This window comes from Klebsiella sp. BIGb0399, assembly GCF_003752615.1.
Lineage (GTDB): Bacteria > Pseudomonadota > Gammaproteobacteria > Enterobacterales > Enterobacteriaceae > Klebsiella > Klebsiella lignicola.
In genome coordinates this window covers 1,985,452-2,010,246 of record NZ_RKHT01000005.1, presented here as the reverse complement: position 1 = coordinate 2,010,246, position 24,795 = coordinate 1,985,452, and the positions used below count along the sequence as shown (strand labels likewise).

The following is a 24,795-nucleotide window of genomic DNA, read 5'->3' as shown; positions in this document are numbered from 1 at the left end:
CATTCGTTGGATGAATCAGGCACAATGCCCGGCCACCGGGTCGACTGCGTGCTTTCTATGCAGGTAAGACTGCGGTGCTTCTGGTTAACAAAAGCGGTGCAATATGCAAGTTTTTATCATGCGTCACGGCGACGCTGCCCTCGATGCAGCCAGTGACTCGGTTCGTCCATTAACCGTATGTGGTTGTGATGAATCCCGTCAGATGGCAACCTGGCTGAAAGGCCAGAAAGTGGATATTGAACGGGTTCTGGTGAGTCCTTACCTGCGTGCACAACAGACGCTGGATGTGGTAAGAGAGTGCATGAACCTGCCTGAAAATGTCGACGTGATGCCGGAGCTCACGCCGTGTGGCGATGTGGGTATGGTCAACGCCTGGCTTCAGACGCTGGCAAATGAAGGTGTCTCAACGGTGCTGGTCGTTTCGCACCTGCCGCTGGTGGGGTATCTCGTCTCAGAGCTGTGTCCGGGAGAAACTCCCCCGATGTTTACAACGTCGGCCATTGCCTGCGTCACGCTGGATGCGGACGGCAAAGGTGAGTTTACCTGGCAGATGAGCCCCTGCAATCTGAAGATGGCAAAAGCTATCTAATCTCCCTCCGGAGCATCCGTATTACGGAAGCTCCGGCGGTTGCCACTCTTCCACCTCAATCAGTACCAGCAGTGCGGCGTCTCCGCCGTACTCTTTTGGTGCCTGATGAAACGCCATAATATGCGGATGTTGTGCCAGCCACAGCGGCGTTTGCTGCTTGAGAATGTGCTTGCCATGACCGTGCATCACGCAGGCGCAAAAAACATGCTCCCGACGACAGGCGGCGATCAGCGCCCCCAGCTCCTGCTTGGCCTGCTGCTGGGTTAAGCCATGCAGATCGAGGAACAGCTCCGGCGAATAATCCCCGCGGCGCAGTTTTTTCAGCTCAAAATGGCTTACATCAGCGCGGACGTATTTTGCCGACCCTTCGCTATTCAGCAGCGGCTGAAACTCATCCGAAAAATAGTGGCTGTTATCCACCTGCTCCTGCAGTAAACGCTTGGGCGGTACGTCGGTGATTTTCTTGCGCAGCGGGCGGTGAACGATCGTGTCCTGCTTAATCTGACGGGTACCGGTCATTAGCTGACGGAACAGCGCCTGATCCTCGTCGCTTAGCGATGTTTTCTTTTTCATTGCCCACTCTCATCATTTCTTTTCGCTAGTTTACCCGACTCGGCCTCTGTTCAGGCAAGCAAAACGTATTTTTCCCCGCCGGCCCGACGTAAGAATGCTGATTTATCGCCGTCTTCGTGGCAAACTAGCCGCCGAAATTACCGTATAGCGTGTCCTGGAGGATGGCGTGGATAAAATTTTTGTTGATGAAGCAGTCAATGAGCTGCATACCATTCAGGACATGTTGCGTTGGGCTGTCAGCCGCTTTAGCGCGGCGAATATCTGGTATGGACATGGGACCGATAACCCGTGGGATGAAGCGGTACAGCTGGTGCTGCCTTCGCTGTACCTGCCGCTGGATATCCCGGAGGACATGCATACCGCCCGTCTGACATCCAGTGAAAAACACCGCATTGTTGAACGCGTGATCCGTCGTATCAACGAACGTATCCCGGTGGCTTACCTGACCAATAAAGCTTGGTTCTGCGGCCACGAGTTCTTCGTTGATGAGCGGGTGCTGGTGCCGCGCTCCCCGATTGGCGAACTGATCAATAACCACTTCTCCGGCCTGATTGACCATCAGCCGCAGCATATTCTCGACATGTGCACCGGCAGCGGCTGCATTGCGATTGCCTGCGCCTACTCCTTCCCGGAAGCGGAAGTGGACGCGGTGGATATTTCCATCGACGCGCTGGCCGTTGCTGAACAAAACGTCGAAGCGCACGGCCTGATCCACCAGGTGACGCCGATTCGTTCCGATCTGTTCCGCGACCTGCCGAAAGTGCAGTACGACCTGATCGTCACCAACCCGCCGTACGTTGATGAAGAAGATATGTCCGATCTGCCGGGTGAATATCGCCACGAGCCGGTGCTGGGTCTGGCCTCCGGCAGCGATGGCCTGAAGCTGACGCGCCGCATCCTCGGCAACGCACCGGATTATCTCAGCGACGACGGGATTCTGATTTGTGAAGTCGGTAACAGCATGGTACATCTGATTGAGCAGTATCCGGACGTGCCGTTTACCTGGCTCGAGTTTGATAATGGCGGGGATGGCGTCTTCATGCTGACCAAATCACAGCTGATCGCTGCCCGCGCGCATTTCGGCATTTATAAAGACTAAAAACAACACGCAAACATGACGGAGCCGTGATGGCAGGAAACACAATTGGACAACTCTTTCGCGTCACCACCTTTGGCGAATCGCATGGGCTGGCGCTGGGCTGTATCGTTGACGGAGTGCCGCCAGGCATTCCGCTGACCGAAGCCGATCTGCAGCACGATCTGGACCGTCGCCGTCCGGGAACGTCGCGCTACACCACCCAGCGCCGTGAACCGGATCAGGTGAAGATTCTGTCCGGGGTATTCGAAGGTGTCACCACCGGCACCAGCATTGGTTTGCTGATCGAAAATACCGATCAGCGCTCGCAGGATTACGGCGCGATCAAAGATGTGTTCCGCCCGGGACACGCCGACTACACCTATGAGCAAAAATATGGCCTGCGCGACTATCGCGGGGGCGGTCGCTCTTCGGCGCGTGAAACCGCGATGCGCGTCGCCGCTGGCGCCATTGCCAAGAAATACCTCGCGCAAAAATTCGGGATTGTTATCCGCGGCTGTCTGACCCAGATGGGCGATATTCCGCTGGCGATAAAAGACTGGGATCAGGTTGAACAGAATCCCTTCTTCTGCCCGGACCCGGAGAAGATCGACGCGCTGGATGAACTGATGCGTGGCCTGAAAAAAGAGGGCGACTCCATCGGGGCAAAAGTCACCGTGATTGCCGACGGCGTACCTGCCGGGCTCGGCGAGCCGGTATTTGACCGTCTGGATGCCGACATTGCTCACGCGATGATGAGCATCAATGCCGTCAAAGGCGTGGAAATCGGCGATGGTTTCGAGGTGGTCAAACTGCGCGGCAGTCAAAACCGCGATGAAATCACCAAAGCCGGCTTCCAGAGCAACCATGCGGGCGGCATTCTGGGTGGTATCAGCAGCGGTCAGCAGATCGTCGCCAATATCGCGCTGAAACCGACCTCCAGCATTACCGTACCGGGACATACGATTAACCGTTTCGGTGACGAAGTCGAGATGATCACCAAAGGGCGCCACGATCCTTGTGTAGGCATTCGTGCGGTGCCGATCGCTGAAGCGATGCTGGCGATCGTCTTAATGGATCACTTTATGCGTCAACGCGCACAAAATGGCGACGTGACGACATCAATTCCACGCTGGTAATCGATGAAAAAAACCGTTATCGCTCTGCTGGCGCTTGTCGCCAGCTCTGCCAGCCTCGCGGCAACGCCGTGGCAAAAAATCTCCCAGCCGATCGCCGGCAGCGCGCAGTCTATCGGCGCCTTTGCGAACGGCTGTATCGTGGGGGCGCAGGGGCTGCCGCTCAACTCGGCCAGTTACCAGGTCATGCGTACCGATCAGCGTCGCTATTTCGGTCATCCGGATCTGGTGCAGTTTATCCAGCGTCTGGGCAACCAGGTGCATAGCCGTGGCATGGGTACGCTGCTGATTGGCGACATGGGGATGCCGGCGGGCGGGCGCTTTAACGGCGGTCATGCCAGCCATCAAAGCGGGCTGGATGTCGATATCTTCCTCCAGCTCCCGCAGACCCGCTGGAGCTCGGCTCAGTTGCTGAAACCGCAGGCGCTGGACCTGGTTGCCCGCGACGGTAAGCACGTGGTGCCGTCGCTGTGGAGCCCGCAAATCAGCAACCTGATTAAACTGGCGGCAGAAGATAACGACGTCACACGCATTTTTGTTAACCCGGCTATCAAGCAGCAGCTGTGCCTCGACGCCGGTCAGGATCGTGACTGGCTACGCAAGGTACGGCCGTGGTTCCAGCATCGGGCGCACATGCACGTGCGTCTGCGTTGCCCGGCGGGCAGCCTGGAGTGTGAAGAGCAGGCCCCACCACCGGCAGGTGATGGCTGCGGCGCCGAGTTGCAAAGCTGGTTTGAACCACCAAAACCTGGAACCACCTCTCCTGTGAAGAAGACGCCGCCGCCGTTGCCGCCTTCCTGCCAGGCACTACTGGATGAGCACGTGCTGTAATGGAAAGCTTTGTTGACCTGTTTATGGTGTCACCGATGGTACTGGTGGTGCTTTTTTTCGTGGCTATTCTGGCTGGGTTTATTGATTCGCTGGCGGGCGGCGGTGGACTGCTGACCGTCCCGGCGCTGATGGCTGCCGGGCTACCTCCGGCGCAGGCGCTGGCGACCAACAAGCTGCAGGCCTGCGGCGGGTCGCTTTCGGCGTCGCTCTATTTTATTCGCCGCAAGGTGGTGAATCTGGCCGACCAGAAGCTAAATATCCTGATGACCTTTATCGGCTCGACTGCCGGCGCGCTGCTGGTGCAGCACGTCCAGTCCGATATTCTGCGCCAGATCCTGCCGGTGCTGGTGATCGGCATTGGCCTGTACTTCCTGCTGATGCCGAGATTAGGTGAAGCAGACCGCCAGCGTCGCCTGTATGGCCTGCCGTTTGCCCTGATTGCTGGCGGCTGTGTGGGCTTTTATGACGGTTTCTTTGGGCCGGGCGCCGGTTCCTTCTATGCGCTGGCCTTCGTCACGCTGGCCGGGTTTAACCTCGCCAAATCAACCGCCCATGCCAAAGTACTGAACGCCACCTCCAACGTCGGCGGGCTGCTGCTGTTTATCATTGGCGGCAAAGTGATTTGGGCCACCGGGTTCGTGATGATGGCGGGGCAGTTTATTGGCGCCCGTGCCGGTTCACGGCTGGTATTGAGTAAAGGACAATCGTTGATTCGTCCGATGATTGTGGTTGTCTCCGCCGTGATGAGCGCGAAACTTCTTTATGACAGCCACGGGGCTGAAATTCTTCAGTGGTTGGGAATTCATTAATGCAACAGCAACACCATTATCAGCAGCTGATCGCGATTTTTGACGGCTGCTTTGCCGACGATTTTAATACCCGTCTGATTAAAGGCGATGACGAACCGATCTATCTTCCGGCAGACAACGACGTGTCCTATAACCGTATCGTCTTTGCCCACGGCTTTTATGCCAGCGGACTGCATGAGATTTCCCACTGGTGTATCGCGGGCAAGGCACGTCGCGAACAGGTTGATTTCGGTTACTGGTACTGCCCGGATGGTCGTGACGCGATGACCCAGTGCAAGTTCGAAGAGGTGGAAGTCAAGCCTCAGGCCTTTGACTGGCTGTTTTGCGTCGCGGCAGGTTTTCCGTTTAACGTCAGCTGCGACAACCTGGAAGGGGACTTTGAGCCCGATCGCATCGCCTTCCAGCGCCGCGTTCATGCACAGGTGATGACCCTGCTTGAGCAAGGGATCCCTGAGCGCCCGGCGCGCTTTATCCGGGCCTTACAAGATTATTATCAGACGCCGCCACTGACGGCAGAACAATTCCCGTGGCCGGAAGACCTGCACTAACGCCACGTTTGACACTAGAAGAGGAAAGACAATGCTCGCGGAGTTTGAATCACGCATTCTGGCACTGATCGATGAAATGGTAGACCACGCCAGTGATGATGAACTGTTTGCCAGCGGCTATCTGCGCGGCCACCTGACACTGGCGGTTGCCGAGCTGGAAGGAGGGGACGACCACTCTGCGAAAGCGATCAACGATCAGGTCGTTCGCAGCCTGGAGAAAGCGATCGGCGCCGGTGAACTCTCGCCGCCGGACCAGATCCTGGTTCAGGGGATGTGGGACAGTTTATATCAGCGCGCAACCCACTAACTGCCGCTGAACGCCCGGCCTGAGGATCTGGCCGGGTGGTGCGACGCCGGGTATCGCGCCGGCGCCGCGCTGCACCAATTGAGTCATCGCCAGCCAGACGCTCCTGCGGCTTACTTCACCGCCTTTCCCTTCAGCAGTTTTCTTACCCATAAACGATTCGGATTCAGCCCCGCCAGGGTGGTTGCATCCAGCGGCAGCGGTTCGCCGCTCATCTGTGCCGCCAGAAGTTCCGCCGCTAACGGCGCGGAGCACAGCCCACGTGACCCCAGCGCGCCCAGTACGAACAGATTGCGATGCACCGGTGCCGTCGGCGCCTGCTCTTTCTCTTCGGCCAGCGTCGCGTACTGTGTCAAGGTGGCGTCATAATCCGGGACATTGCCCACCATCGGCAAATGGTCGCGGGTCGCGCAGCGCACGCCGCAGCGGGCCTCATTGCCGCTGACATCTACTTCTTTTGCCCACGCCGCCTGCGGGAAGCAGTCAATCAACCGTTGCCGGTTGTGCTGCTGGTCCTCGGCGCTGAAAGCCGGGGTGCTCTGCCCGCGGTGATAGCTGGCGCCGATGCAGTGCTGCTGATTATGGGGATTCTGCGGCGTCAGGTAGCCGTCATAGCACAGGACCTGACGCAGCGCCGCCAGCCCTGGCGTAGTGGGGATATGGCTGACCTGGCCCGCCACCGGATAGGCTGGCAGATGCTCGGTCTGGGAGAAACCAGTGAGCTTATGGCCGTTGGCCAGTACCACCACCCCATGCTGATGCTGGTGGTTAAGCTGCCAGCCGTCATGGTCGGCGCTCAGGGTCGAGACGTTAACGCCATAGTGCGTACGCAATCCGCGGATGGTGGCCAGCGCAAACAGTTCGGCCGTGAGCTGCTGCGGGTACAGCCAACCGCCGGCGGGATAGGTGATTCCGCCGCAGCCGGTGTCCACTCCCGTGTCCTGCGCGACGGTCTGGGCATTCACCGCCATCGCGATACCTTCCGGCAGCCCGATCGACAGCATCTGCGCGATTTTCTGTTCACTCTTTTCATCCCAGGCAAGCTGGGTGACGCCGCACCATTGGTGGTCAAACATCACCGGGAGCGCGTCATACAGGCGACGGGCAAAGGTAAATGCGGCCGGGAAGAAGCGCGCCAGCGCCGGGTCGTGCTGGGTCAGCAGCGGGTAGAGCGCCCCCTGACGGTTGCCCGAGGCGCCTTCGGCTGGGGCTTGATCGGCGCAGTATAAGCTGACCTTCCAGCCACGGCGCAGCAAGGCGAGAGCGAGCAGGGCGCTGGCGATGCCGCCACCGACAATCGCCACATCGCGCTGCTGGCTGCCGGTACGGGCAAACCAGGGCGTACGTACCGGGACATTCAGCGTCTGCGTCATCTCGCCGACGAGCATTTCGCGTTTGCGGCCAAAACCTTTGCATTTGCGCATGGTAAAGCCGGCGTCCTGCAGACCGCGACGCACAAAACCGGCGGACGTAAACGTCGCCAGAGTGCCGCCCGGCCTTGCCAGACGGGCCATCGCAGAAAACAGCGTCGGGGTCCACATGTCCGGATTCTTCGCCGGGGCGAAGCCATCGAGAAACCAGGCGTCGACCTGCTGATTCAGCGAGTCGTCAAGCTCGTGGGTCAGTTCATTAATATCCCCGAACCACAAATCCAGCGTCACCCGTCCGTCGTCGAGCAGCAAGCGGTGGCAGCCCGCGAGCGGCAGCGGCCACTGTTCCTGCAGCTGTTCGGCCCACGGCGCCAGTTCGGGCCAGTGGGCATGCGCGCGCTGCAGATCGGCGGCGGTCAGCGGAAATTTTTCAAAACTGATGAAATGTAATCTTTGCAGGGTAGCGTCGGGGTTGTCGCGGCGAAAAACGTCAAACGCCTGCCACAGGGTCAGGAAATTGAGACCCGTACCAAACCCGCTTTCGGCGACGATGAACAGCGGGTGCGGATGCACCGGAAAGCGCTCGCTGAGGCGGTTGCCGCCGAGAAAAACGAAGCGTGTCTCTTCCAGACCATTGTCATTGGAAAAGTACACATCATCGAAGTCTCGGGAAACAGGTGTACCCTCAGCATTGAATTCCAGGTTGGCAGGTTGTATGGCGTTTTGTTTCACGTAAGTTACTCGAATCTCAAGGCATGCAACGATCTTAACGATGTGTGCCGGACGGCGCAAATTTATGCTTAATTTGTCTGATCGGACTTGTTCAGCGTACAAGTGTACGCTATTGTGCGACTCGAAACTTAAAATAGCATGACTTTATAGAGGTATTGAATGAAACGTGCAGTGATTACTGGCCTGGGCATCGTTTCCAGCATCGGTAACAACCAGCAGGAAGTCCTGGAATCTCTGCGTGAAGGACGCTCGGGGATCACTTTCTCTCAAGAATTCAAAGATTCTGGTATGCGTAGCCACGTATGGGGTAACGTCAAACTGGACACCACGGGTCTCATCGACCGCAAAGTGGTCCGTTTCATGAACGATGCCTCTATCTATGCTTATCTCTCAATGCAGCAGGCTGTCGAAGATGCAGGACTGAAAGAAGAGGTGTATCAAAACAACCCTCGCGTCGGTCTGATTGCCGGTTCCGGCGGTTCTTCTAAATCTCAGGTGTTTGGCGCAGATGCCATGCGTAGCCCGCGTGGCCTGAAAGCAGTGGGTCCTTATGTGGTGACCAAAGCGATGGCTTCTGCCGTTTCTGCCTGCCTGGCGACCCCGTTCAAAATTCACGGCGTGAACTACTCCATCAGCTCTGCATGTGCGACTTCTGCGCACTGTATCGGCAGCGCGGTTGAGCAGATCCAACTGGGCAAACAGGACATCGTGTTTGCTGGCGGCGGCGAAGAGCTGTGCTGGGAAATGGCCTGTGAATTCGACGCGATGGGCGCTCTGTCCACCAAATATAACGAAACGCCGGACAAAGCTTCCCGTACTTATGATGCACACCGTGACGGTTTCGTTATCGCCGGCGGCGGCGGTATGGTCGTGGTTGAAGAGCTGGAACACGCTCTGGCCCGCGGCGCGCACATCTACGCTGAAGTAGTTGGCTACGGCGCAACCTCTGACGGCGCTGACATGGTTGCTCCGTCTGGTGAAGGCGCGGTGCGCTGCATGAAGCAGGCGATGGCCGGTGTGGATACCCCAATCGACTACCTGAACTCCCACGGCACTTCTACTCCGGTAGGCGACGTGAAAGAACTGGGCGCTATCCGTGAAGTATTCGGTGACCACAGCCCGGCTATCTCCGCGACCAAAGCGATGACCGGCCACTCTCTGGGTGCCGCTGGCGTGCAGGAAGCCATCTACTCTCTGCTGATGCTGGAACACGGCTTTATTGCACCAAGCATCAATATCGACGAGATGGATGAGCAGGCTGCAGGTCTGAACATCGTCACCAAACCAACCGAGTCTGCACTGACGACTGTTATGTCTAACAGCTTTGGTTTTGGCGGCACCAACGCCACGCTGGTGATGCGTAAACACAACGCGTAATCCAGCGGCGTAATGCCAACTGATGCATAAAAGGGAGCCAACCGGCTCCCTTTTTGTCTTCTTGACAGCACCAGGGCCCGGCAGGCAAACTGCTGCGGAACATTAATCTCCCCGATTATGCGTAAGCGTTTAACGTCATCCAACGCACCTAAACCCTGATCATCAGGTGGAGGGGGCGTGGCTATCACCTCGCCTTACTCTGCGAACTGGAGTAAAGCATGTCCGCAGCGACTGTCACAGCAACAACTCAATCAGCGAATGTTTCGCTATTTCGTATTACCTTTTCCGTCTTTCTGACCTATATGACCGTGGGATTACCGCTGCCGGTGATACCGCTTTTTGTGCACCATGATTTGGGCTTCGGCAACACCATGGTGGGGATTGCCGTGGGGATCCAGTTTCTGGCGACGGTGCTGACCCGCGGTTATGCCGGGCGTCTCGCTGACCAGCACGGGGCCAAACGTTCGGTGCTTCAGGGGATGCTGGCCTGTGCCCTGGCCGGGGCGGCATGGCTGCTGGCCGCGCTGCTGCCGGTATCGGTGTGGGCAAAGTTGGCCTTATTGATACTGGGGCGCCTGATCCTCGGCTTTGGCGAAAGCCAGCTGCTGACCGGCAACCTGAGCTGGGGAATGGGGCTGGTGGGCCCGGCGCGTTCAGGAAAAGTGATGTCGTGGAACGGCATGGCCATGTACGGCTCATTGGCCGTTGGCGCGCCGCTGGGCTTACTGATCTACTCGCATTTTGGCGTTGCCGTGCTGGCCTGCGTCACTATGGCGTTACCGCTGCTGGCGCTGGCGATCAATGGCACGGTGCGTAAGGTGCCGGCGCATGGCGGTGAACGTCCGTCGTTATGGAGCGTGGTCGGGATGATCTGGCGTCCGGGCATCGGGCTGGGGCTGCAGGGCGTCGGGTTTGCGGTGATCGGCACCTTTGTCTCGCTCTATTTTGCCAGCCGCGGCTGGGCGATGGCGGGCTTCACGCTGACCGCGTTTGGCGGTGCTTTTGTCCTGATGCGTATTCTGTTTGGCTGGATGCCGGACCGCTTTGGCGGGGTGAAGGTGGCAATGGTCTCACTGCTCATCGAAGCCATCGGCCTGATTCTGCTGTGGCAGGCGCCGGTTGCCTGGGTGGCGCTGGCGGGCGCGGCGCTGACAGGGTGCGGCTGTTCGCTGATCTTCCCGTCATTAGGCGTTGAAGTGGTGAAGCGCGTCCCGGCGCAGGTGCGCGGCACCGCGTTAGGTGGCTATGCCGCATTCCAGGATATCTCATACGGCATTACCGGCCCGCTCGCTGGCTTGCTCGCCACTTCGCTGGGCTATTCCTCGGTGTTTATGGCCGGGGCGGCCTGTGCGCTGTTGGGCATTCTGGTGACGCTGCTCTCTTTGCGTAAATAGTCGCGTAGATAACGCGATGACCCGGTCTGATGCAGGGGCCGGGTCTCTCGCCATACTGCGGCTTTACATCAGCAGCCAGACCAGCCCCAGCACCACCAGCGCTGCCAGCAGAATCATCCACGGCTTTTTCAGGCGCTCAATAAGCGAAGCAGGTTCCGGCGGCAGCGGGGGAATGGCCAGCGTCTCCTGCGCTCTGGCGACACGTAAGACGAATATTTTGTTCAGTAGCGCCAGTACCTGAGTCGAACTCAAGGTTGTTTGCGGCGTGACGTGCCAGCTGTGCTGGGCAAAATCGACGATCGTCTGCCACTCGTGAACTTCCAGAGGTTGTTTCAGCGCCGCCTGCAGCAAGGTGAGCGTCGGTGCGGCCTGGGTGCTGAGCGTTTGTCGGGCATGCAGCCAGTAGGAGAGGGGCGTGAAGTGGGTCGCCGGGATCAGTTCGCCGGTTTTCACTCCGCTCAGTTCCAGCATTGACTGCCAGATAAGCTTGCCCGGTTCGCCGGTGGCGGCGGCAAGCCGACTGACCTGTTGGTTAAGGGTATTGTGCTCGGCGGGCAGAAGCGGGCGCAGGGTTGGCGGGCGCTGCTGCGGCGCAGGGATCGACAGCTGGCCGCTTTTCAGCAGCTGCAGCACTTCTTGCAGATGCGCTTCGTTGAGCGCATGCAGCGTGGTTTGCCCGTAATGCTGGCGAATATAATCGCTGACCGCCTGGCGGTTATTTCCCCGGTTCAGTAGCTCGCTCAATTGCGCGAGAGTCTGGCGATGATGAAGGTTTTGCTGCGCCACGCTTAGACGCTGATTCAGGTTATTTTCAGCGGCACTGAAATGGCACGACAGCAGGGATGCATCGCCTTTGAGTCCCAAATCGTGCCTGACTCCTGCCCACACTTCCGCATTCTGCTGCGACGTTAACGCCACCAGACGCGTAATCAGCCGCTCAAGAACGGTGCGTTGCTGCGTGGTCAGTGCTGGCTCACCGGTGACGGAAGCACCGGATGGACCACTCCCCGGAGGGCGGTCGGAGATACCTGAAACGGGATGTGTCATGATTAATCCTTTCCGTATTGCTGTACAGAGGCCCGGTGATGATGTTCCTGGCGGCGAGATTATGGCACACTTCCCCGGTTTACTCTTGTTCTCAGACAGGTACAAAACCGTGAAAATCCTCGTTGATGAAAATATGCCCTATGCCCGCGAGCTTTTTAGCCGATTAGGCGAGGTCGAGGCGGTCCCTGGCCGTCCTGTGCCGGTTGAGGCCCTCAGCGGCGCCGATGCGCTGATGGTTCGCTCCGTCACTAAGGTGAATGAAGCGTTGCTTTCCGGCACAGGAATTACGTTCGTTGGCACCGCGACGGCCGGCACCGATCATGTCGATCAGGCGTGGCTGCAGCAGGCAGGGATCGGGTTTTCGGCCGCCCCTGGCTGTAACGCCATTGCGGTGGTGGAATATGTCTTTTCATCCCTGCTGATGCTGGCCGAGCGCGATGGTTTTGCGCTGACCGATCGTACCGTCGGGATTGTCGGGGTTGGCAACGTCGGCGGGCGTTTGCAAAAACGGCTGGAAGCGCTGGGGATCAAAACGCTGCTGTGCGATCCGCCACGCGCCGATCGCGGTGATGAAGGTGACTTCCGCACGCTGGATGAGCTGGTTCAGGAAGCGGATGTTCTGACCTTCCACACGCCGCTGTTTAAAGACGGGCCGTACAAATCCCTGCACCTCGCGGACGAGGCGTTAATTCGCCGTTTGAAGCCGGGCTGCGTGCTGATCAACGCCTGTCGCGGTCCGGTGGTGGATAACCACGCGCTGTTGGCCTGTCTGCAGTCCGGTCAGTCGCTAAGCGTGGTGCTGGACGTCTGGGAACCCGAGCCGGATCTGAACCTTGAACTGCTGAGCCGCGTTGATATCGGGACGCCGCACATTGCTGGCTACACCCTGGAAGGGAAAGCGCGCGGGACGACGCAGGTCTTTGAAGCCTACAGCACCTTTATTGGTCACCCGCAGCAGGTGGCGCTAGATACCTTGCTCCCGGCGCCAGAGTTTGGCCGCATTACCCTGCATGGCCCACTCGATCAGCCAACGCTAAAAAGGCTGGTTCATTTGGTGTATGATGTGCGCCGCGATGATGCGCCGTTGCGAAAAGTCGCCGGCGTACCGGGTGAGTTTGACAAGCTACGCAAGAATTATCAGGAACGCCGTGAATGGTCATCCCTGTACGTACAGTGCAGCGATGTGCAGGCGGCAACGCTGTTGCGTCAGCTCGGTTTTAATGCCGTACATCACCCCATTCGTTAATATCTTCTTAATGACTCTGCTGGATACTCCGGCAGGGTCGCTTTTCTCTGGAGTAAACCACCATGTCTGAAGGCTGGAATATTGCCGTACTGGGCGCAACGGGCGCCGTCGGCGAAGCCCTGCTTGAAACCCTTGCTGAACGTCAGTTCCCGGTGGGTGACATTTATGCGCTGGCGCGCAATGAGAGCGCAGGCGAGCATCTGCGTTTTAGCGGTAAGTCGGTTGTGGTACAGGATGCCGCTGAATTTGACTGGACTCAGGCCCAGCTGGCCTTTTTTGCCGCCGGTGTCGAAGCCAGCGCGACCTATGTTGAAGAGGCCACCAACGCCGGTTGCCTGGTTATCGATCTCAGCGGTCTGTTTGCGCTGGAGCCGGACGTTCCGCTGGTTGTTCCGGAAGTGAACCCGTTTGTACTGGCCGACTATCGCAATCGTAATGTGATTGCCGTCCCTAACAGCCTGACCAGCCAGCTGCTGGCGGCGCTGAAGCCGCTGATCGACGAAGGTGGTCTGTCGCGTATCGGGGTAACCAGCCTGATCTCTGCCTCCGCGCACGGTAAAAAAGCCGTGGATGCGCTGGCAGGGCAGAGTGCCAAACTGTTGAACGGTATCCCGATCGATGAGGATGATTTCTTTGGTCGTCAGCTGGCGTTTAACATGCTGCCGTTGCTGCCGGATCGTGAAGGCAGCGTGCGCGAAGAGCGCCGTATCGTCGATGAAGTCCGCAAAATCCTGCAGGATGAAGGGCTGATGATTTCGGCAAACGTCGTGCAGTCACCGGTCTTCTACGGTCATGCGCAGATGGTCAGCTTCGAAGCGCTGCGTCCGCTGGCGGCGGAAGAAGCGCGCGATGCCTTTGCCCGTGGTGAAGATATCGAGCTTTCAGAAGAACGTGAATTCCCGACTCAGGTTGGTGATGCATCCGGTTCTGCACACCTGTCAGTCGCCTGCGTGCGCAACGATTACGGTATGCCAGAGCAGATTCAGTTCTGGTCTGTTGCCGATAACGTGCGTTTTGGCGGCGCGCTGATGGCGGTGAAAATTGCCGAGAAACTGGTGCAGGAGTATCTGTACTGATGTCTGAGCTGGAGCAGCTGCCGGTCTATAAAATCGCACTGGGTATTGAGTACGACGGCAGTAAGTATTACGGCTGGCAGCGGCAAAATGAAGTTCGCAGCGTGCAGGAGAAGCTGGAAAAGGCGCTCTCGCAGGTCGCCAATGAACCGATTAGCGTGTTCTGTGCCGGGCGTACCGATGCCGGCGTTCATGGTACCGGTCAGGTGGTCCATTTCGAGACCCGTGCGCTGCGTAAAGATGCCGCATGGACGCTCGGCGTAAATGCGAATTTACCTGGTGACATTGCTGTACGTTGGGTCAAACATGTTCCGGACGATTTTCATGCCCGGTTCAGCGCCACCGCCCGGCGCTATCGTTACGTCATCTATAATCACCGTCTGCGTCCGGCGGTGTTAAGTCAGGGTGTCACACATTATCACCAGGCGCTGGACGCTGAGCGGATGCAACGTGCCGCCCAATGTCTGCTGGGTGAAAATGACTTCACGTCATTCCGCGCGGTGCAGTGCCAGTCGCGCACGCCGTGGCGGAATATTATCCATCTCAGCGTCACCCGTTATGGCGCGTATGTGGTCGTGGATATCAAAGCGAATGCCTTTGTACATCATATGGTAAGGAACATTGTCGGCAGCCTGATGGAAGTGGGGGCCGGTAACCAGCCAGAGAGCTGGATTGCAGAACTTCTGGCGGCCAAAGACAGGAAGCTTGCCGCCGCAACGGCAAAAGCCGAAGGGTTGTATCTGGTGTCGGTAGATTATCCGGCCCGTTTCGACCTGCCGGTGATGCCGATGGGCCCGCTGTTTCTGGCGGACTAACGTATACGCTTTATCCTTCAGACTGCCTGGCAACGCACGGCGTGTTATCGGGCAGTATCCTGAGCGATGAAATGTCGTGCAATTAAGGATTTATACGATATGGACCTGATTCGTTTTTTAATTGATTTCATCCTGCATATTGATGTTCATCTGGCTGAGCTGGTTGCCGACTACGGTGTCTGGGTTTACGCCATTCTGTTTTTGATTCTGTTTTGCGAAACGGGTCTGGTGGTGACGCCATTCCTGCCGGGAGATTCGCTGCTGTTTGTGGCGGGGGCGCTGTCAGCGTTGCCGACCAACGATCTGAATGTGCATCTGATGGTGGTCTTGATGGTGATCGCGGCGATTGTCGGCGATGCGCTGAACTACACCATTGGCCGGTTGTTTGGTGAAAAGCTCTTTAGTAATCCCAACTCGAAAATTTTCCGTCGTAGCTACCTGGATAAAACCCATTCGTTCTACGAACGTCATGGCGGTAAAACGATTATCCTCGCGCGCTTTGTGCCGATCGTCAGAACTTTCGCGCCGTTTGTGGCGGGAATGGGCCATATGTCCTATCGTCATTTTGCCATCTATAACGTGGCCGGCGCGCTGCTGTGGGTTCTGCTGTTTACCTATGCGGGCTATCTGTTTGGTGATTTGCCGATCGTACAGGAAAACCTGAAGCTGCTGATCGTCGCGATTATTGTGCTGTCGGTGCTGCCTGGGGTGATTGAAATCATTCGCCACAAGCGCGCTGCGGCGAAGCAGGCAAAATAGTCCAGACCGCGTGTTCCTCTTCGGGTGCAGCATCACGGCCCGAAGAGGGAAGTGTGAGCGGTACGACCACTTTTTTATCCCATGTGACGGGATGTTATGATTTAATGTGCAACATTCATGGTCTGTAAGGGTCAAAAATGGCATTATGCGCCCCTTAAGACAAAACTGGCATCGACCAGGTTCAGGCAGAAAGGTTATCAATGAGCTGGATTGAACGAATTAAAAGCAACATCACTCCCACCCGTAAGGCGAGTATTCCTGAAGGTGTATGGACCAAGTGCGACAGCTGCGGACAGGTATTGTACCGTGCAGAGCTGGAGCGCAACCTGGAGGTTTGCCCTAAGTGCGATCACCACATGCGTATGTCGGCGCGTAATCGCCTGCATAGCCTGTTGGACGAAGGTTCCCTGGTGGAGCTGGGAAGCGAGCTCGAGCCGAAAGATGTGCTGAAGTTCCGCGATTCGAAGAAGTACAAAGACCGTCTGGCGTCCGCGCAAAAAGAGACTGGCGAAAAAGATGCGCTGGTGGTCATGAAGGGTACCCTGCATGAGATGCCGGTTGTCGCCGCGGCCTTCGAGTTCTCCTTTATGGGTGGCTCAATGGGTTCCGTCGTCGGCGCGCGCTTCGTCCGTGCCGTTGAACAGGCGCTGGAAGATAATTGCCCGCTGATTTGCTTCTCCGCTTCCGGCGGTGCGCGTATGCAGGAAGCGCTGATGTCGCTGATGCAGATGGCGAAAACGTCTGCTGCGCTGGCGAAAATGCAGGAGCGTGGCTTACCGTATATTTCGGTACTGACTGACCCGACGATGGGCGGCGTATCGGCGAGCTTTGCGATGCTTGGCGATCTCAACATCGCTGAACCGAAAGCGCTGATTGGCTTTGCCGGTCCTCGCGTCATCGAGCAGACCGTACGTGAAAAACTGCCGCCGGGATTCCAGCGCAGTGAGTTCCTGATTGAGAAAGGGGCGATCGATATGATCGTTCGTCGCCCGGAGATGCGCCTGAAGCTGGCCAGTATCCTGGCGAAGCTGATGAATCTTCCGGCACCCAGCCCGGATGTCTCTCATGAAGGCGAGGTGGTGCAACCAGCACCGGATCAGGAACCAGAGGCCTGATAATTCAGAGGGCAGGCCTGACGGTGCTGCCCTTTTTTAATTATATGCGCCATCATTCAAGCCAGGTCGCGGCGAATAAGCAGAACCCAGGTCAGCAGACCGCGTAAGTTACGAGCGCAGCAGGCCGGGCACCCGCTTGAAGGATGCAGTGCATTTACCGTTAACGTTAGCGGACATCATGGAAAAACAACCTACTCCTCAGGCCACGTCGCCCCTGGCTACGTGGCTTTCCTATCTGGAACACCTGCACAGTAAAACCATCGATCTGGGGCTGACGCGCGTGCGCGACGTTGCCGGGCGGATGGCGGTATTAAAACCGGCGCCGTTTGTCTTTACAGTGGCAGGTACCAACGGCAAGGGAACCACCTGCCGCACGCTGGAGTCCGTGCTGATGGCGGCGGGCTACAAGGTCGGCGTGTACAGTTCACCGCATCTGGTGCGTTATACCGAACGTGTTCGTATCCAGGGCGCAGAGCTGCCGGAAGCCGCGCATACCGCCTCTTTTGCCGAGATCGAAGCGGCCCGCGGCGATATTTCGCTGAGCTATTTTGAGTTCGGTACGCTGTCCGCGCTGTGGTTGTTCCAGCAGGCCCAGCTTGACGTGGTGATCCTTGAGGTTGGTCTGGGTGGCCGACTCGATGCCACCAATATTGTTGACGCCGACGTTTCCGTGGTGACCAGCATCGCGCTGGATCATATCGACTGGCTGGGGCCGGATCGTGAAAGTATTGGTCGCGAGAAGGCCGGTATTTTCCGTGCTGGTAAACCGGCGGTGGTCGGTGAACCGGATATGCCCCACACGATTGCTGAAGTCGCCGCTGAGAAAGGCGCCACGCTGCTGCAACGTGATGTTGACTGGCGCTACACCGTCGATGCTGAATCGTGGTCCTTCTCCGACGCTCAGGGAGCGTTAGCAGGGCTACCGCTGCCGCTGGTGCCGATGCCAAATGCCGCGACGGCGCTGGCAGCACTGCGCGCCAGCCGGCTGGTCATCAGCGAGCAGGCGCTTCGCGAAGGCATCGCACGGGCGATGTTGCCCGGTCGTTTTCAGATAATCAGCGAAACGCCGCGTGTTATTCTCGACGTGGCCCATAATCCTCATGCGGCGGCCTATCTCGCCGGGCGTCTCAAAAGCCTGTCGAAAACGGGGCGCGTACTGGCGGTTATTGGTATGCTGCATGATAAAGATATCGCCGGTACGCTGGCAAACCTGAAGGCAGAGGTCGACTGCTGGTACTGCGCACCGCTGGAAGGGCCGCGCGGCGCCACGGCGCAACAGCTGCTGGAACACTTACCTGAAGGGAATGCTTACGCTGATGTCGCTCAGGCATGGCATGCGGCCATGGCTGATGCCAGGTCTGAAGATACCGTACTGGTGTGCGGGTCATTCCACACGGTGGCGCATGTAATGGAAGAAATAGACGCGGGGAGAATCGGTGGCGAGTAAGTTTCAGAACCGTTTAGTCGGGACAATTGTACTGGTGGCGCTGGGGGTGATTATTCTCCCAGGGCTGCTCGACGGCCAGAAAAAACATTATCAGGACGAGTTCGCGGCGATTCCCCTGGTGCCGAAACCAGGCGATCGCGATGAGCCGGACATGCTGCCGGCCGCGACGCAGGCCCTGCCGGCGCAGCCGCCTGAAGGGGCGGCGGAAGAGGTCCGTGCGGGTGATGCCGCGGCTCCATCGTTAGATCCGTCGCGAATTCCGGTCAACAGCAACAGCTTCGATGATGTGCAGGAGCCGGTCGTGGCGCCGCAGCCTAAACCGCAGCCACAGCCTAAGCCGCAACCTGTGCAGCCGAAGCCGGTTGAGAAACCACAGCCGCAGCAACAGCAGCAGGTGGCCGTGCAGACGCCGCCGGCGAAACCGGCGGAGATCCCGGCGCCGACCGGCAAAGCCTACGTGGTGCAGCTTGGGGCGTTGAAGAACGCCGATAAGGTCAACGAGATCGTCGGTAAACTGCGCTCCTCCGGGTTCAAAGTCTACACGTCGCCTTCAACCCCGGTTCAGGGTAAAATTACCCGAATCCTGGTGGGTCCAGATGCCTCGAAAGATAAGCTGAAAGGCCAACTTGGCGACCTGAAACAGCTCTCCGGACTGAGCGGTGTGGTGATGGGATACAGCCCTAACTAATCTTGCCTCTCCCCATAGCGGGGAGCGGCAACGCGCCTGTCTGATGTGCTTTCAGAAGGCTAAAGACAGCATGGCGTTGAATGTTTTTTCAGCGCCATTTTTATTTCTGTAGGGCACGGAAATCCCTACGCAAACGTTTTCTTTTTCTGTTAGAATGCGCCCCGAACTGGACGACAGGGCGTAAATCGTGGGATGTTTATGGTCTGGATTGATTACGTCATTATTGCGGTGATTGGTTTTTCCTGTCTGGTAAGCCTGATCCGCGGCTTTGTTCGTGAAGCGTTATCGTTGGTGACATGGGGATGTGCTTTCTTTGTTGCCAGCCATTACTACACTTACCTGGCTGTCTGGTTCACGGGTTTTGAAGACGAAATGGTCCGCAATGGGATTGCTATCGCGATACTGTTTATCGCAACGCTGATCGTCGGCGCCATTGTTAACTATGTGATTGGCGCACTGGTAGAGAAGACCGGCCTGTCGGGTACCGACAGGGTGTTAGGGATCTGTTTTGGCGCCCTGCGTGGCGTGCTGATAGTCTCGGCGATACTGTTCTTTCTCGATAGTTTTACCGGTATGGCGAAAAGCGAAGACTGGCAAAAGTCAGAGCTTATCCCGCAGTTCAGTTTCGTTATCAGATGGTTTTTTGACTATCTGCAAAGCTCGTCAAGTTTCTTGCCCAAAGCATAAGCGTTGGGATGTGGCTGAACGAGGAAAAGACGTATGTGCGGTATTGTCGGTATCGCCGGTGTTATGCCGGTAAACCAGTCGATTTATGACGCGTTAACGGTGCTTCAGCATCGTGGCCAGGATGCCGCAGGCATCATCACGATTGATGCAAATAACTGTTTCCGTTTGCGTAAAGCAAACGGCATGGTGAGCGATATTTTTGAAGCTCGCCATATGCAGCGTATGCAGGGCAATATGGGTATTGGCCATGTGCGCTATCCGACGGCTGGCAGCTCAAGTGCTTCCGAGGCGCAGCCTTTCTACGTCAACTCACCGTATGGCATCACGTTGGCGCACAACGGCAACCTGACCAACGCGCACGAGCTGCGTAAAAAACTGTTTGAAGAAAAACGCCGCCACATCAACACCACCTCCGATTCTGAAATCCTGCTCAACATCTTTGCCAGCGAGCTGGATAATTTCCGCCATTACCCGCTGGAAGCGGATAACATCTTTGCCGCGATCGCCGCGACGAACCGGCAGATTCGTGGCGCTTACGCCTGCGTGGCGATGATTATCGGTCATGGTATGGTCGCGTTCCGCGATCCGAACGGCATCCGTCCTCTGGTGCTGGGTAAACGCGATGTGGGTGACGGTCGTACCGAGTATATGGTGGCGTCCGAAAGCGTGGCGCTGGATACCCTGGGCTTTGAGTTCCTGCGTGACGTTGCGCCGGGTGAAGCGGTTTATATCACCGAAAAAGGCCAGCTGTTTACCCGTCAGTGTGCGGAAAACCCGGTCAGCAACCCGTGCCTGTTCGAATACGTTTACTTTGCGCGCCCGGACTCCTTTATCGATAAAATTTCCGTCTACAGCGCCCGCGTTAACATGGGTACCAAGCTGGGCGAGAAAATCGCGCGTGAATGGGAAGATCTGGATATCGATGTGGTCATTCCGATTCCGGAAACCTCGTGCGATATCGCGCTGGAAATCGCCCGTATCCTCGACAAACCATATCGTCAGGGGTTCGTGAAAAACCGCTACGTTGGCCGGACCTTCATCATGCCGGGACAGCAGCTGCGTCGCAAATCAGTGCGCCGTAAGCTCAACGCCAACCGTGCTGAGTTCCGTGATAAAAACGTACTGCTGGTGGATGATTCCATCGTCCGTGGTACTACTTCTGAGCAGATTATCGAGATGGCTCGCGAAGCCGGTGCGAAGAAGGTCTATCTGGCCTCCGCCGCGCCTGAGATTCGCTTCCCGAACGTCTACGGTATTGATATGCCAACGGCCACCGAGCTTATTGCCCACGGTCGCGAAGTGGACGAAATCCGCCAGATCATCGGTGCCGATGGCCTGATTTTCCAGGATCTGAACGATCTGATTGACGCTGTGCGTGCGGAAAACCCGGATATTCAGCAGTTTGAATGCTCGGTGTTCAACGGCGTGTACGTCACCAAAGACGTCGACCAGCGCTATCTGGATTATCTCGATTCTCTGCGTAATGACGACGCCAAAGCGGTACAGCGTCAGAATGAAGTCGAGAACTTAGAGATGCATAACGAAGGGTAATCTCTCCCTTTGTTGCGAAAAACCCGCCGTCTGCTGACCGCGGGTTTTTTTGTTGTCGCGTTACGCCTCATCCACCCAAATGCGCATTTCACCTTCTCCCCGGTTGGCCCAACTGAACCACGGAATAAAGGTCAGTGTCTGCTTCTGCACCTGGGTTTGCGGATGGTCAAAGCCATACAGCGGCTGGTCGTCTGCCGACGTTGGGCGACGCAGCCCTTCGGCCACCAGCAACACTTTCCCCGCCAGCACACTGCTGCCGGCGATTTCGCTGAAGCGGCTGTTCGTTGGCAGCGAGAGGTTGTGCAATTCGGTGCCGTTGTCTGCCTCTTCAAGACAGTAGACCAGCGGCCCGCGTTGAATCGCGACTTTCCCGGCGGCGTGGCGCACCCGAGGGTGGGCGTACACCCGGCGGACCGTCATGGGCAGGCGTAGCGTAATGGTATCGCCTTGCTGCCACTCGCGGGTGAGATGCAGGTAGCCTTTGCGCAGTTCTCCTTGCGCCACTTCGCCATTGACCAGTACCTGCGGTGCTGCGCACCATTCAGGCAGACGCAGCGCCAGCGTATGGCTGACGGCCTGCGCATGGCTGAAGGCGATCGTCACCTCTTCGTCCCACGGATAGTTGCCGCTGATTTTCAGCGCCAGCGTCTGCGCATTGATGGTGAAGCTGGCCTCGCTGCCGGCGTAGAAATTGATAAACAGCGCATTCGGGCGCGGCGTAAACAGATAATGACCAATGGCTACCAGGGTGCGCGCGATGTTGGGCGGGCAGCAGGCGCAGCCGAACCAGCGCTGACGCACCGGCTTAATATGGTCGTAAATATGGTTATGCGGGATGCTTTTAGGGTGGGTTTCCAGCGGGTTGACGTAAAAGAAGTGTTTGCCGTCCAGCGCCATCCCGCCGAGCACGGTGTTGTAGAAGGCCCGCTCCATGACGTCGGCGTAGTGCGCATCGCCTTCCATTTCCAGCATCCGGCGGGCGAACATCATCAGGCCGATGGAGGCGCAGCTTTCGCCGTAGGCGGTGTCGTTCGGGAGATCGTAGTCGCTGGTGAAGGCCTCGCCAATGCCCTGCGAACCGATGCCGCCGGTGATGTACATTCGCCGTTGGACCATGTTGTTCCAGATGCGTAGGCAGGTCTGGCGTTTTTCCTCGTCGCGGGTCATCCGGGCGATATGGGCCAGCCCGGTCATCAGGTAGACCGAACGCACGGCGTGCCCCACCGCCTGGTCCTGTTCATTCAGCGGCTTGTGCGCATGGGTATAGGCTTTATCTTTCACCATCCAGGCATCGCCCCAGTTATCCCAGTGCCAGGTGCCGCCGCGTTTTGCAAACTCGATATCGTAGTAGTAGGGCTGCTGACCGCGTTCTTCCAGGAAAAAGCGGGCCAGCTCCTGATAGCGCGGCTCCTGAGTCACTTCGTACAAGCGCATGAGCGCCAGCTCAATTTCAGGGTGTCCGGGGTAGCCGCGCAGCTGGCCTTCATTGGGGCCAAACACGTCGTTGATATGGTCGGCAAAGCGGCAGGATATCTCCAGCAGGCGGCGCTTGCCGGTGGCGTTATAAAAGGCCACCGCGGCTTCAAACAGATGCCCGGCGCAGTACAGCTCATGGCACTCCGCCAGATTGGTCCAGCGCAGGCCTGGTTCTTTCACGGAGTACCAGGTATTCAGATAACCATCTTCAGCCTGGGCCTTCGCCAACAGCTCAATGACTTCATCGGCGGTGTGTTCCAGGGTGGCATCAGGCTTTTGGCTTAATGACCAGGCGACCGCTTCCAGCCACTTGGTGACATCGCTGTCCTGAAAAACCATGCCGTAAAATTCGCCATCTTCCAGCCCGGCCGCGATGCGATAGTTCGCCAGCGCATGGCTTGGTTCGGCATCAGGAATGTTGTCGTTCAGCGCCTCCCACTGGTAGGGGATGACCACATCGCGGATCAGACGCTGGTACTCCCCGAGGAACGGGTCAGTCACGGTAATTCGGTTCAGGTCAGCTTCAATGACATCAGACTGCATTATGTATACCTCAGGAGATTTGAGAATGTCGTAAGTGGAGATCGGAAGAAATACGTTTCATCATTGGGCCATTCAGGCGGCACTTCAGCAGACAGAGCGCCAGCACCAGATGGAAAATCGCCGGGACCACGCTTTGCAGCAGAGTGATGCCCTGAACGGAGGCGGCGGTCTGGTTTTCCAGCCCCGGCTGGTAGGCCACCATGATCAGGATCAGGCTGATAATGCCGCCGGATGAGGCCCATGAGAGCTTGATAAAAAACAGGTTGAAGGCAAAGTTCATTCCGGAAGAGCGCACGCCGTTCTTCCACTCGCCGTAGTCGTCGGCGAACGCCATGATCGAGAAGTGCAGCGGCAGGGTGAAGCCGAGGACAATGTTGTTGAGCAGGATGCAGGCCAGCCACAAGGTCTGATGCTGCGGGCCGGTCGGCAGGAACCACATCGCCAGGCCGAAGACCACCAACACCAGGTTGGTGTAAAAGTACAGTTTGACCATATCAACACGGCGGGAGAGCGGGTTAACGATCACCGCCCCGGCAATCGCCGCCAGGGTCACGACGGCAAAAAACAGCGACATAAACCCGGCGCTGCCCTCTAAGGCGTAGGAGATGAAATACATATAGCCGCCGCCGCGAATACAGAGAATATTCACCAGCAGGAAGGACATCACCAGCATCATCAACAGTTGGTCATTTTTACGCAGCCCTTGCAGGTGCTGACGCAGAGTAAACGTTCCCGCCAGCGACAGGGGCACGCGCTCTTTGACCCAGAAAAAGCACAGTAAAAACATCACCGCGCCGATAGCGCAAAGCACGGTCACGCCGTACTGGTAACCTTTGGCGAGATTGCCCTGACCAAAATATTCCACCATCCACGGCAGGCCGACGGAAACCAGGAAACCGGCGATGCCGCTGAGCACAAAGCGCCAGGACTGGCAGGACATCACCTGATCGTGACGGTTGGTCATCGCGTTTATTAGCGCGCAGTAGGGGACGTTGTTGGCGGTATAGCCCACCGACAGCAGGAAGTAGGTGCCGAAGGCCCAGGCGATCTTCATATTGGCGCTCATGTCCGGCACGGTAAACGTCAGGATGCCGATCACCGCGAGCGGAGCGGCAGTCCACAGCTGCCACGGGCGAAAACGGCCCCAGCGGCTGCGCGTCCGGTCGGCGATAACCCCCATCACCGGGTCGGATACCGCATCAACAATCCTGAGGGTAAAAAACATGGCGCCGACGATAGCCGGGCTGAGGCCAAACACATCGGTGTAGAAAAACAGCAGAAAGCCGCTGATTAAATCTGAGATGCAGTGACCGCCGGCATCCCCCAGTCCATAACCTATCTTCTCGCGGGTAGAGAGCGTTTCCCCCGCATCAACGATCTGCACATCGGTATCGAGATTATCGGCTGTAGCCATAATCAATCCTCATTTGCGTAACCAGGTTGGGATGATCCAAAACGTCATTACGGCGTATCTCTGACTGTTTTTAGTAGAATTAATACGACGGCGAGCATAGATCTGATAAGCAATGTGGGTACATGGCCTGGCGATGTTGTTGTGATTATGATCTTTATTTTTACTAGAAATAAATTTTTAATGTCGATCTTGATCA

General features: G+C 57.4%; 23 protein-coding genes. 18 read left to right on the top strand and 5 right to left on the bottom strand.

Features of this window, described 5'->3' with window-relative positions:
- Nucleotides 1-103: 103 nt before the first annotated feature.
- Nucleotides 104-589, top strand: coding sequence for a phosphohistidine phosphatase SixA (sixA, locus tag EDF82_RS09760; RefSeq protein ID WP_123755285.1), 486 nt, complete (start codon nucleotides 104-106; stop codon nucleotides 587-589).
- A gap of 21 nt (nucleotides 590-610) precedes the next feature.
- Here the strand turns inward: sixA and smrB are convergent, their stop codons facing one another.
- Entirely contained in the window at nucleotides 611-1,162 is a 552-nt protein-coding gene (gene smrB, locus EDF82_RS09755) for an endonuclease SmrB (protein ID WP_123755284.1), read from the bottom strand.
- A 166-nt stretch (nucleotides 1,163-1,328) separates the two neighbouring features.
- Between smrB and prmB the strand changes: the two genes are divergently transcribed.
- The 6 genes from prmB to EDF82_RS09725 are packed head-to-tail and all read left to right on the top strand — an operon-like array spanning nucleotide 1,329 to nucleotide 5,868.
- Nucleotides 1,329-2,261 (top strand): 50S ribosomal protein L3 N(5)-glutamine methyltransferase, encoded by a 933-nt coding sequence (gene prmB / locus EDF82_RS09750; RefSeq protein ID WP_123755283.1) that lies wholly within the window; start codon nucleotides 1,329-1,331, stop codon nucleotides 2,259-2,261.
- A gap of 29 nt (nucleotides 2,262-2,290) precedes the next feature.
- Nucleotides 2,291-3,376: a chorismate synthase gene (gene aroC, locus EDF82_RS09745; RefSeq protein ID WP_123755282.1), complete on the top strand. Its 1,086-nt coding sequence runs from the start codon at nucleotides 2,291-2,293 to the stop codon at nucleotides 3,374-3,376.
- A gap of 3 nt (nucleotides 3,377-3,379) precedes the next feature.
- Complete coding sequence (mepA, locus tag EDF82_RS09740) at nucleotides 3,380-4,204, top strand: penicillin-insensitive murein endopeptidase (RefSeq protein WP_123755281.1); 825 nt, start codon at nucleotides 3,380-3,382, stop codon at nucleotides 4,202-4,204.
- Nucleotides 4,204-5,013 carry a sulfite exporter TauE/SafE family protein gene (locus EDF82_RS09735; RefSeq protein WP_123755280.1) on the top strand — a complete coding sequence of 270 codons (810 nt, stop codon included), beginning with the start codon at nucleotides 4,204-4,206 and terminating at the stop codon, nucleotides 5,011-5,013. The genes mepA and EDF82_RS09735 overlap by 1 nt, the downstream gene beginning before the upstream one ends.
- Nucleotides 5,013-5,561, top strand: a complete 549-nt coding sequence (locus EDF82_RS09730; protein WP_123755279.1) for an elongation factor P hydroxylase — start codon at nucleotides 5,013-5,015, stop codon at nucleotides 5,559-5,561. The genes EDF82_RS09735 and EDF82_RS09730 overlap by 1 nt, the downstream gene beginning before the upstream one ends.
- Before the next feature lie 31 nt (nucleotides 5,562-5,592).
- On the top strand, nucleotides 5,593-5,868 hold the full coding sequence (locus EDF82_RS09725; protein WP_123755278.1) for a YfcL family protein: 276 nt from the start codon (nucleotides 5,593-5,595) through the stop codon (nucleotides 5,866-5,868).
- Between the two features lie 110 nt (nucleotides 5,869-5,978).
- Here the strand turns inward: EDF82_RS09725 and mnmC are convergent, their stop codons facing one another.
- Nucleotides 5,979-7,967 (bottom strand): bifunctional tRNA (5-methylaminomethyl-2-thiouridine)(34)-methyltransferase MnmD/FAD-dependent 5-carboxymethylaminomethyl-2-thiouridine(34) oxidoreductase MnmC, encoded by a 1,989-nt coding sequence (gene mnmC, locus EDF82_RS09720; RefSeq protein WP_123755277.1) that lies wholly within the window; start codon nucleotides 7,965-7,967, stop codon nucleotides 5,979-5,981.
- Between the two features lie 159 nt (nucleotides 7,968-8,126).
- On the opposite strand from mnmC, the gene fabB reads away from it, so the two are divergent.
- Together fabB and EDF82_RS09710 are read left to right on the top strand one after the other, a co-directional pair.
- Nucleotides 8,127-9,344 carry a beta-ketoacyl-ACP synthase I gene (gene fabB / locus EDF82_RS09715; protein WP_123755276.1) on the top strand — a complete coding sequence of 406 codons (1,218 nt, stop codon included), beginning with the start codon at nucleotides 8,127-8,129 and terminating at the stop codon, nucleotides 9,342-9,344.
- A gap of 218 nt (nucleotides 9,345-9,562) precedes the next feature.
- Nucleotides 9,563-10,738 carry an MFS transporter gene (locus EDF82_RS09710; RefSeq protein ID WP_123755275.1) on the top strand — a complete coding sequence of 392 codons (1,176 nt, stop codon included), beginning with the start codon at nucleotides 9,563-9,565 and terminating at the stop codon, nucleotides 10,736-10,738.
- A gap of 63 nt (nucleotides 10,739-10,801) precedes the next feature.
- Here the strand turns inward: EDF82_RS09710 and flk are convergent, their stop codons facing one another.
- Entirely contained in the window at nucleotides 10,802-11,785 is a 984-nt protein-coding gene (gene flk / locus EDF82_RS09705) for a flagella biosynthesis regulator Flk (RefSeq protein ID WP_123755274.1), read from the bottom strand.
- Between the two features lie 109 nt (nucleotides 11,786-11,894).
- Here flk and pdxB point away from each other — a divergent pair, with 109 nt between their 5' ends.
- The 9 genes from pdxB to purF all read left to right on the top strand — a co-directional run bounded on the left by pdxB (nucleotide 11,895) and on the right by purF (nucleotide 21,166).
- Complete coding sequence (pdxB, locus tag EDF82_RS09700; RefSeq protein ID WP_123755273.1) at nucleotides 11,895-13,031, top strand: 4-phosphoerythronate dehydrogenase PdxB; 1,137 nt, start codon at nucleotides 11,895-11,897, stop codon at nucleotides 13,029-13,031.
- Nucleotides 13,032-13,093: 62 nt separating this feature from the next.
- Nucleotides 13,094-14,107: an aspartate-semialdehyde dehydrogenase gene (locus EDF82_RS09695; protein ID WP_123755272.1), complete on the top strand. Its 1,014-nt coding sequence runs from the start codon at nucleotides 13,094-13,096 to the stop codon at nucleotides 14,105-14,107.
- Nucleotides 14,107-14,919 (top strand): tRNA pseudouridine(38-40) synthase TruA, encoded by an 813-nt coding sequence (gene truA / locus EDF82_RS09690; protein ID WP_123755271.1) that lies wholly within the window; start codon nucleotides 14,107-14,109, stop codon nucleotides 14,917-14,919. Before EDF82_RS09695 ends, truA begins: the two co-directional genes overlap by 1 nt.
- Nucleotides 14,920-15,018: 99 nt before the next feature.
- The gene (locus tag EDF82_RS09685; protein WP_123755270.1) at nucleotides 15,019-15,678 is read left to right on the top strand and encodes a DedA family protein; all 660 of its coding nucleotides are present in this window, start codon (nucleotides 15,019-15,021) and stop codon (nucleotides 15,676-15,678) included.
- Nucleotides 15,679-15,878: 200 nt separating this feature from the next.
- The gene (gene accD / locus EDF82_RS09680) at nucleotides 15,879-16,793 is read left to right on the top strand and encodes an acetyl-CoA carboxylase, carboxyltransferase subunit beta (protein WP_123755269.1); all 915 of its coding nucleotides are present in this window, start codon (nucleotides 15,879-15,881) and stop codon (nucleotides 16,791-16,793) included.
- Between the two features lie 178 nt (nucleotides 16,794-16,971).
- The gene (gene folC, locus EDF82_RS09675) at nucleotides 16,972-18,240 is read left to right on the top strand and encodes a bifunctional tetrahydrofolate synthase/dihydrofolate synthase (protein ID WP_123755268.1); all 1,269 of its coding nucleotides are present in this window, start codon (nucleotides 16,972-16,974) and stop codon (nucleotides 18,238-18,240) included.
- Nucleotides 18,230-18,928: a cell division protein DedD gene (gene dedD, locus EDF82_RS09670; protein ID WP_123755267.1), complete on the top strand. Its 699-nt coding sequence runs from the start codon at nucleotides 18,230-18,232 to the stop codon at nucleotides 18,926-18,928. Before folC ends, dedD begins: the two co-directional genes overlap by 11 nt.
- Nucleotides 18,929-19,126: 198 nt before the next feature.
- On the top strand, nucleotides 19,127-19,615 hold the full coding sequence (cvpA, locus tag EDF82_RS09665) for a colicin V production protein (protein WP_004865201.1): 489 nt from the start codon (nucleotides 19,127-19,129) through the stop codon (nucleotides 19,613-19,615).
- 33 nt (nucleotides 19,616-19,648) lie between these two features.
- Nucleotides 19,649-21,166, top strand: a complete 1,518-nt coding sequence (gene purF, locus EDF82_RS09660; protein ID WP_123755266.1) for an amidophosphoribosyltransferase — start codon at nucleotides 19,649-19,651, stop codon at nucleotides 21,164-21,166.
- A gap of 60 nt (nucleotides 21,167-21,226) precedes the next feature.
- On the opposite strand, the gene EDF82_RS09655 is transcribed toward purF, so the two are convergent.
- Together EDF82_RS09655 and EDF82_RS09650 are read right to left on the bottom strand one after the other, a co-directional pair.
- Nucleotides 21,227-23,185, bottom strand: coding sequence for a glycoside hydrolase family 127 protein (locus EDF82_RS09655; protein WP_199733676.1), 1,959 nt, complete (start codon nucleotides 23,183-23,185; stop codon nucleotides 21,227-21,229).
- Between the two features lie 10 nt (nucleotides 23,186-23,195).
- The gene (locus tag EDF82_RS09650) at nucleotides 23,196-24,599 is read right to left on the bottom strand and encodes an MFS transporter (protein WP_123755264.1); all 1,404 of its coding nucleotides are present in this window, start codon (nucleotides 24,597-24,599) and stop codon (nucleotides 23,196-23,198) included.
- Nucleotides 24,600-24,795 lie beyond the last annotated feature (196 nt).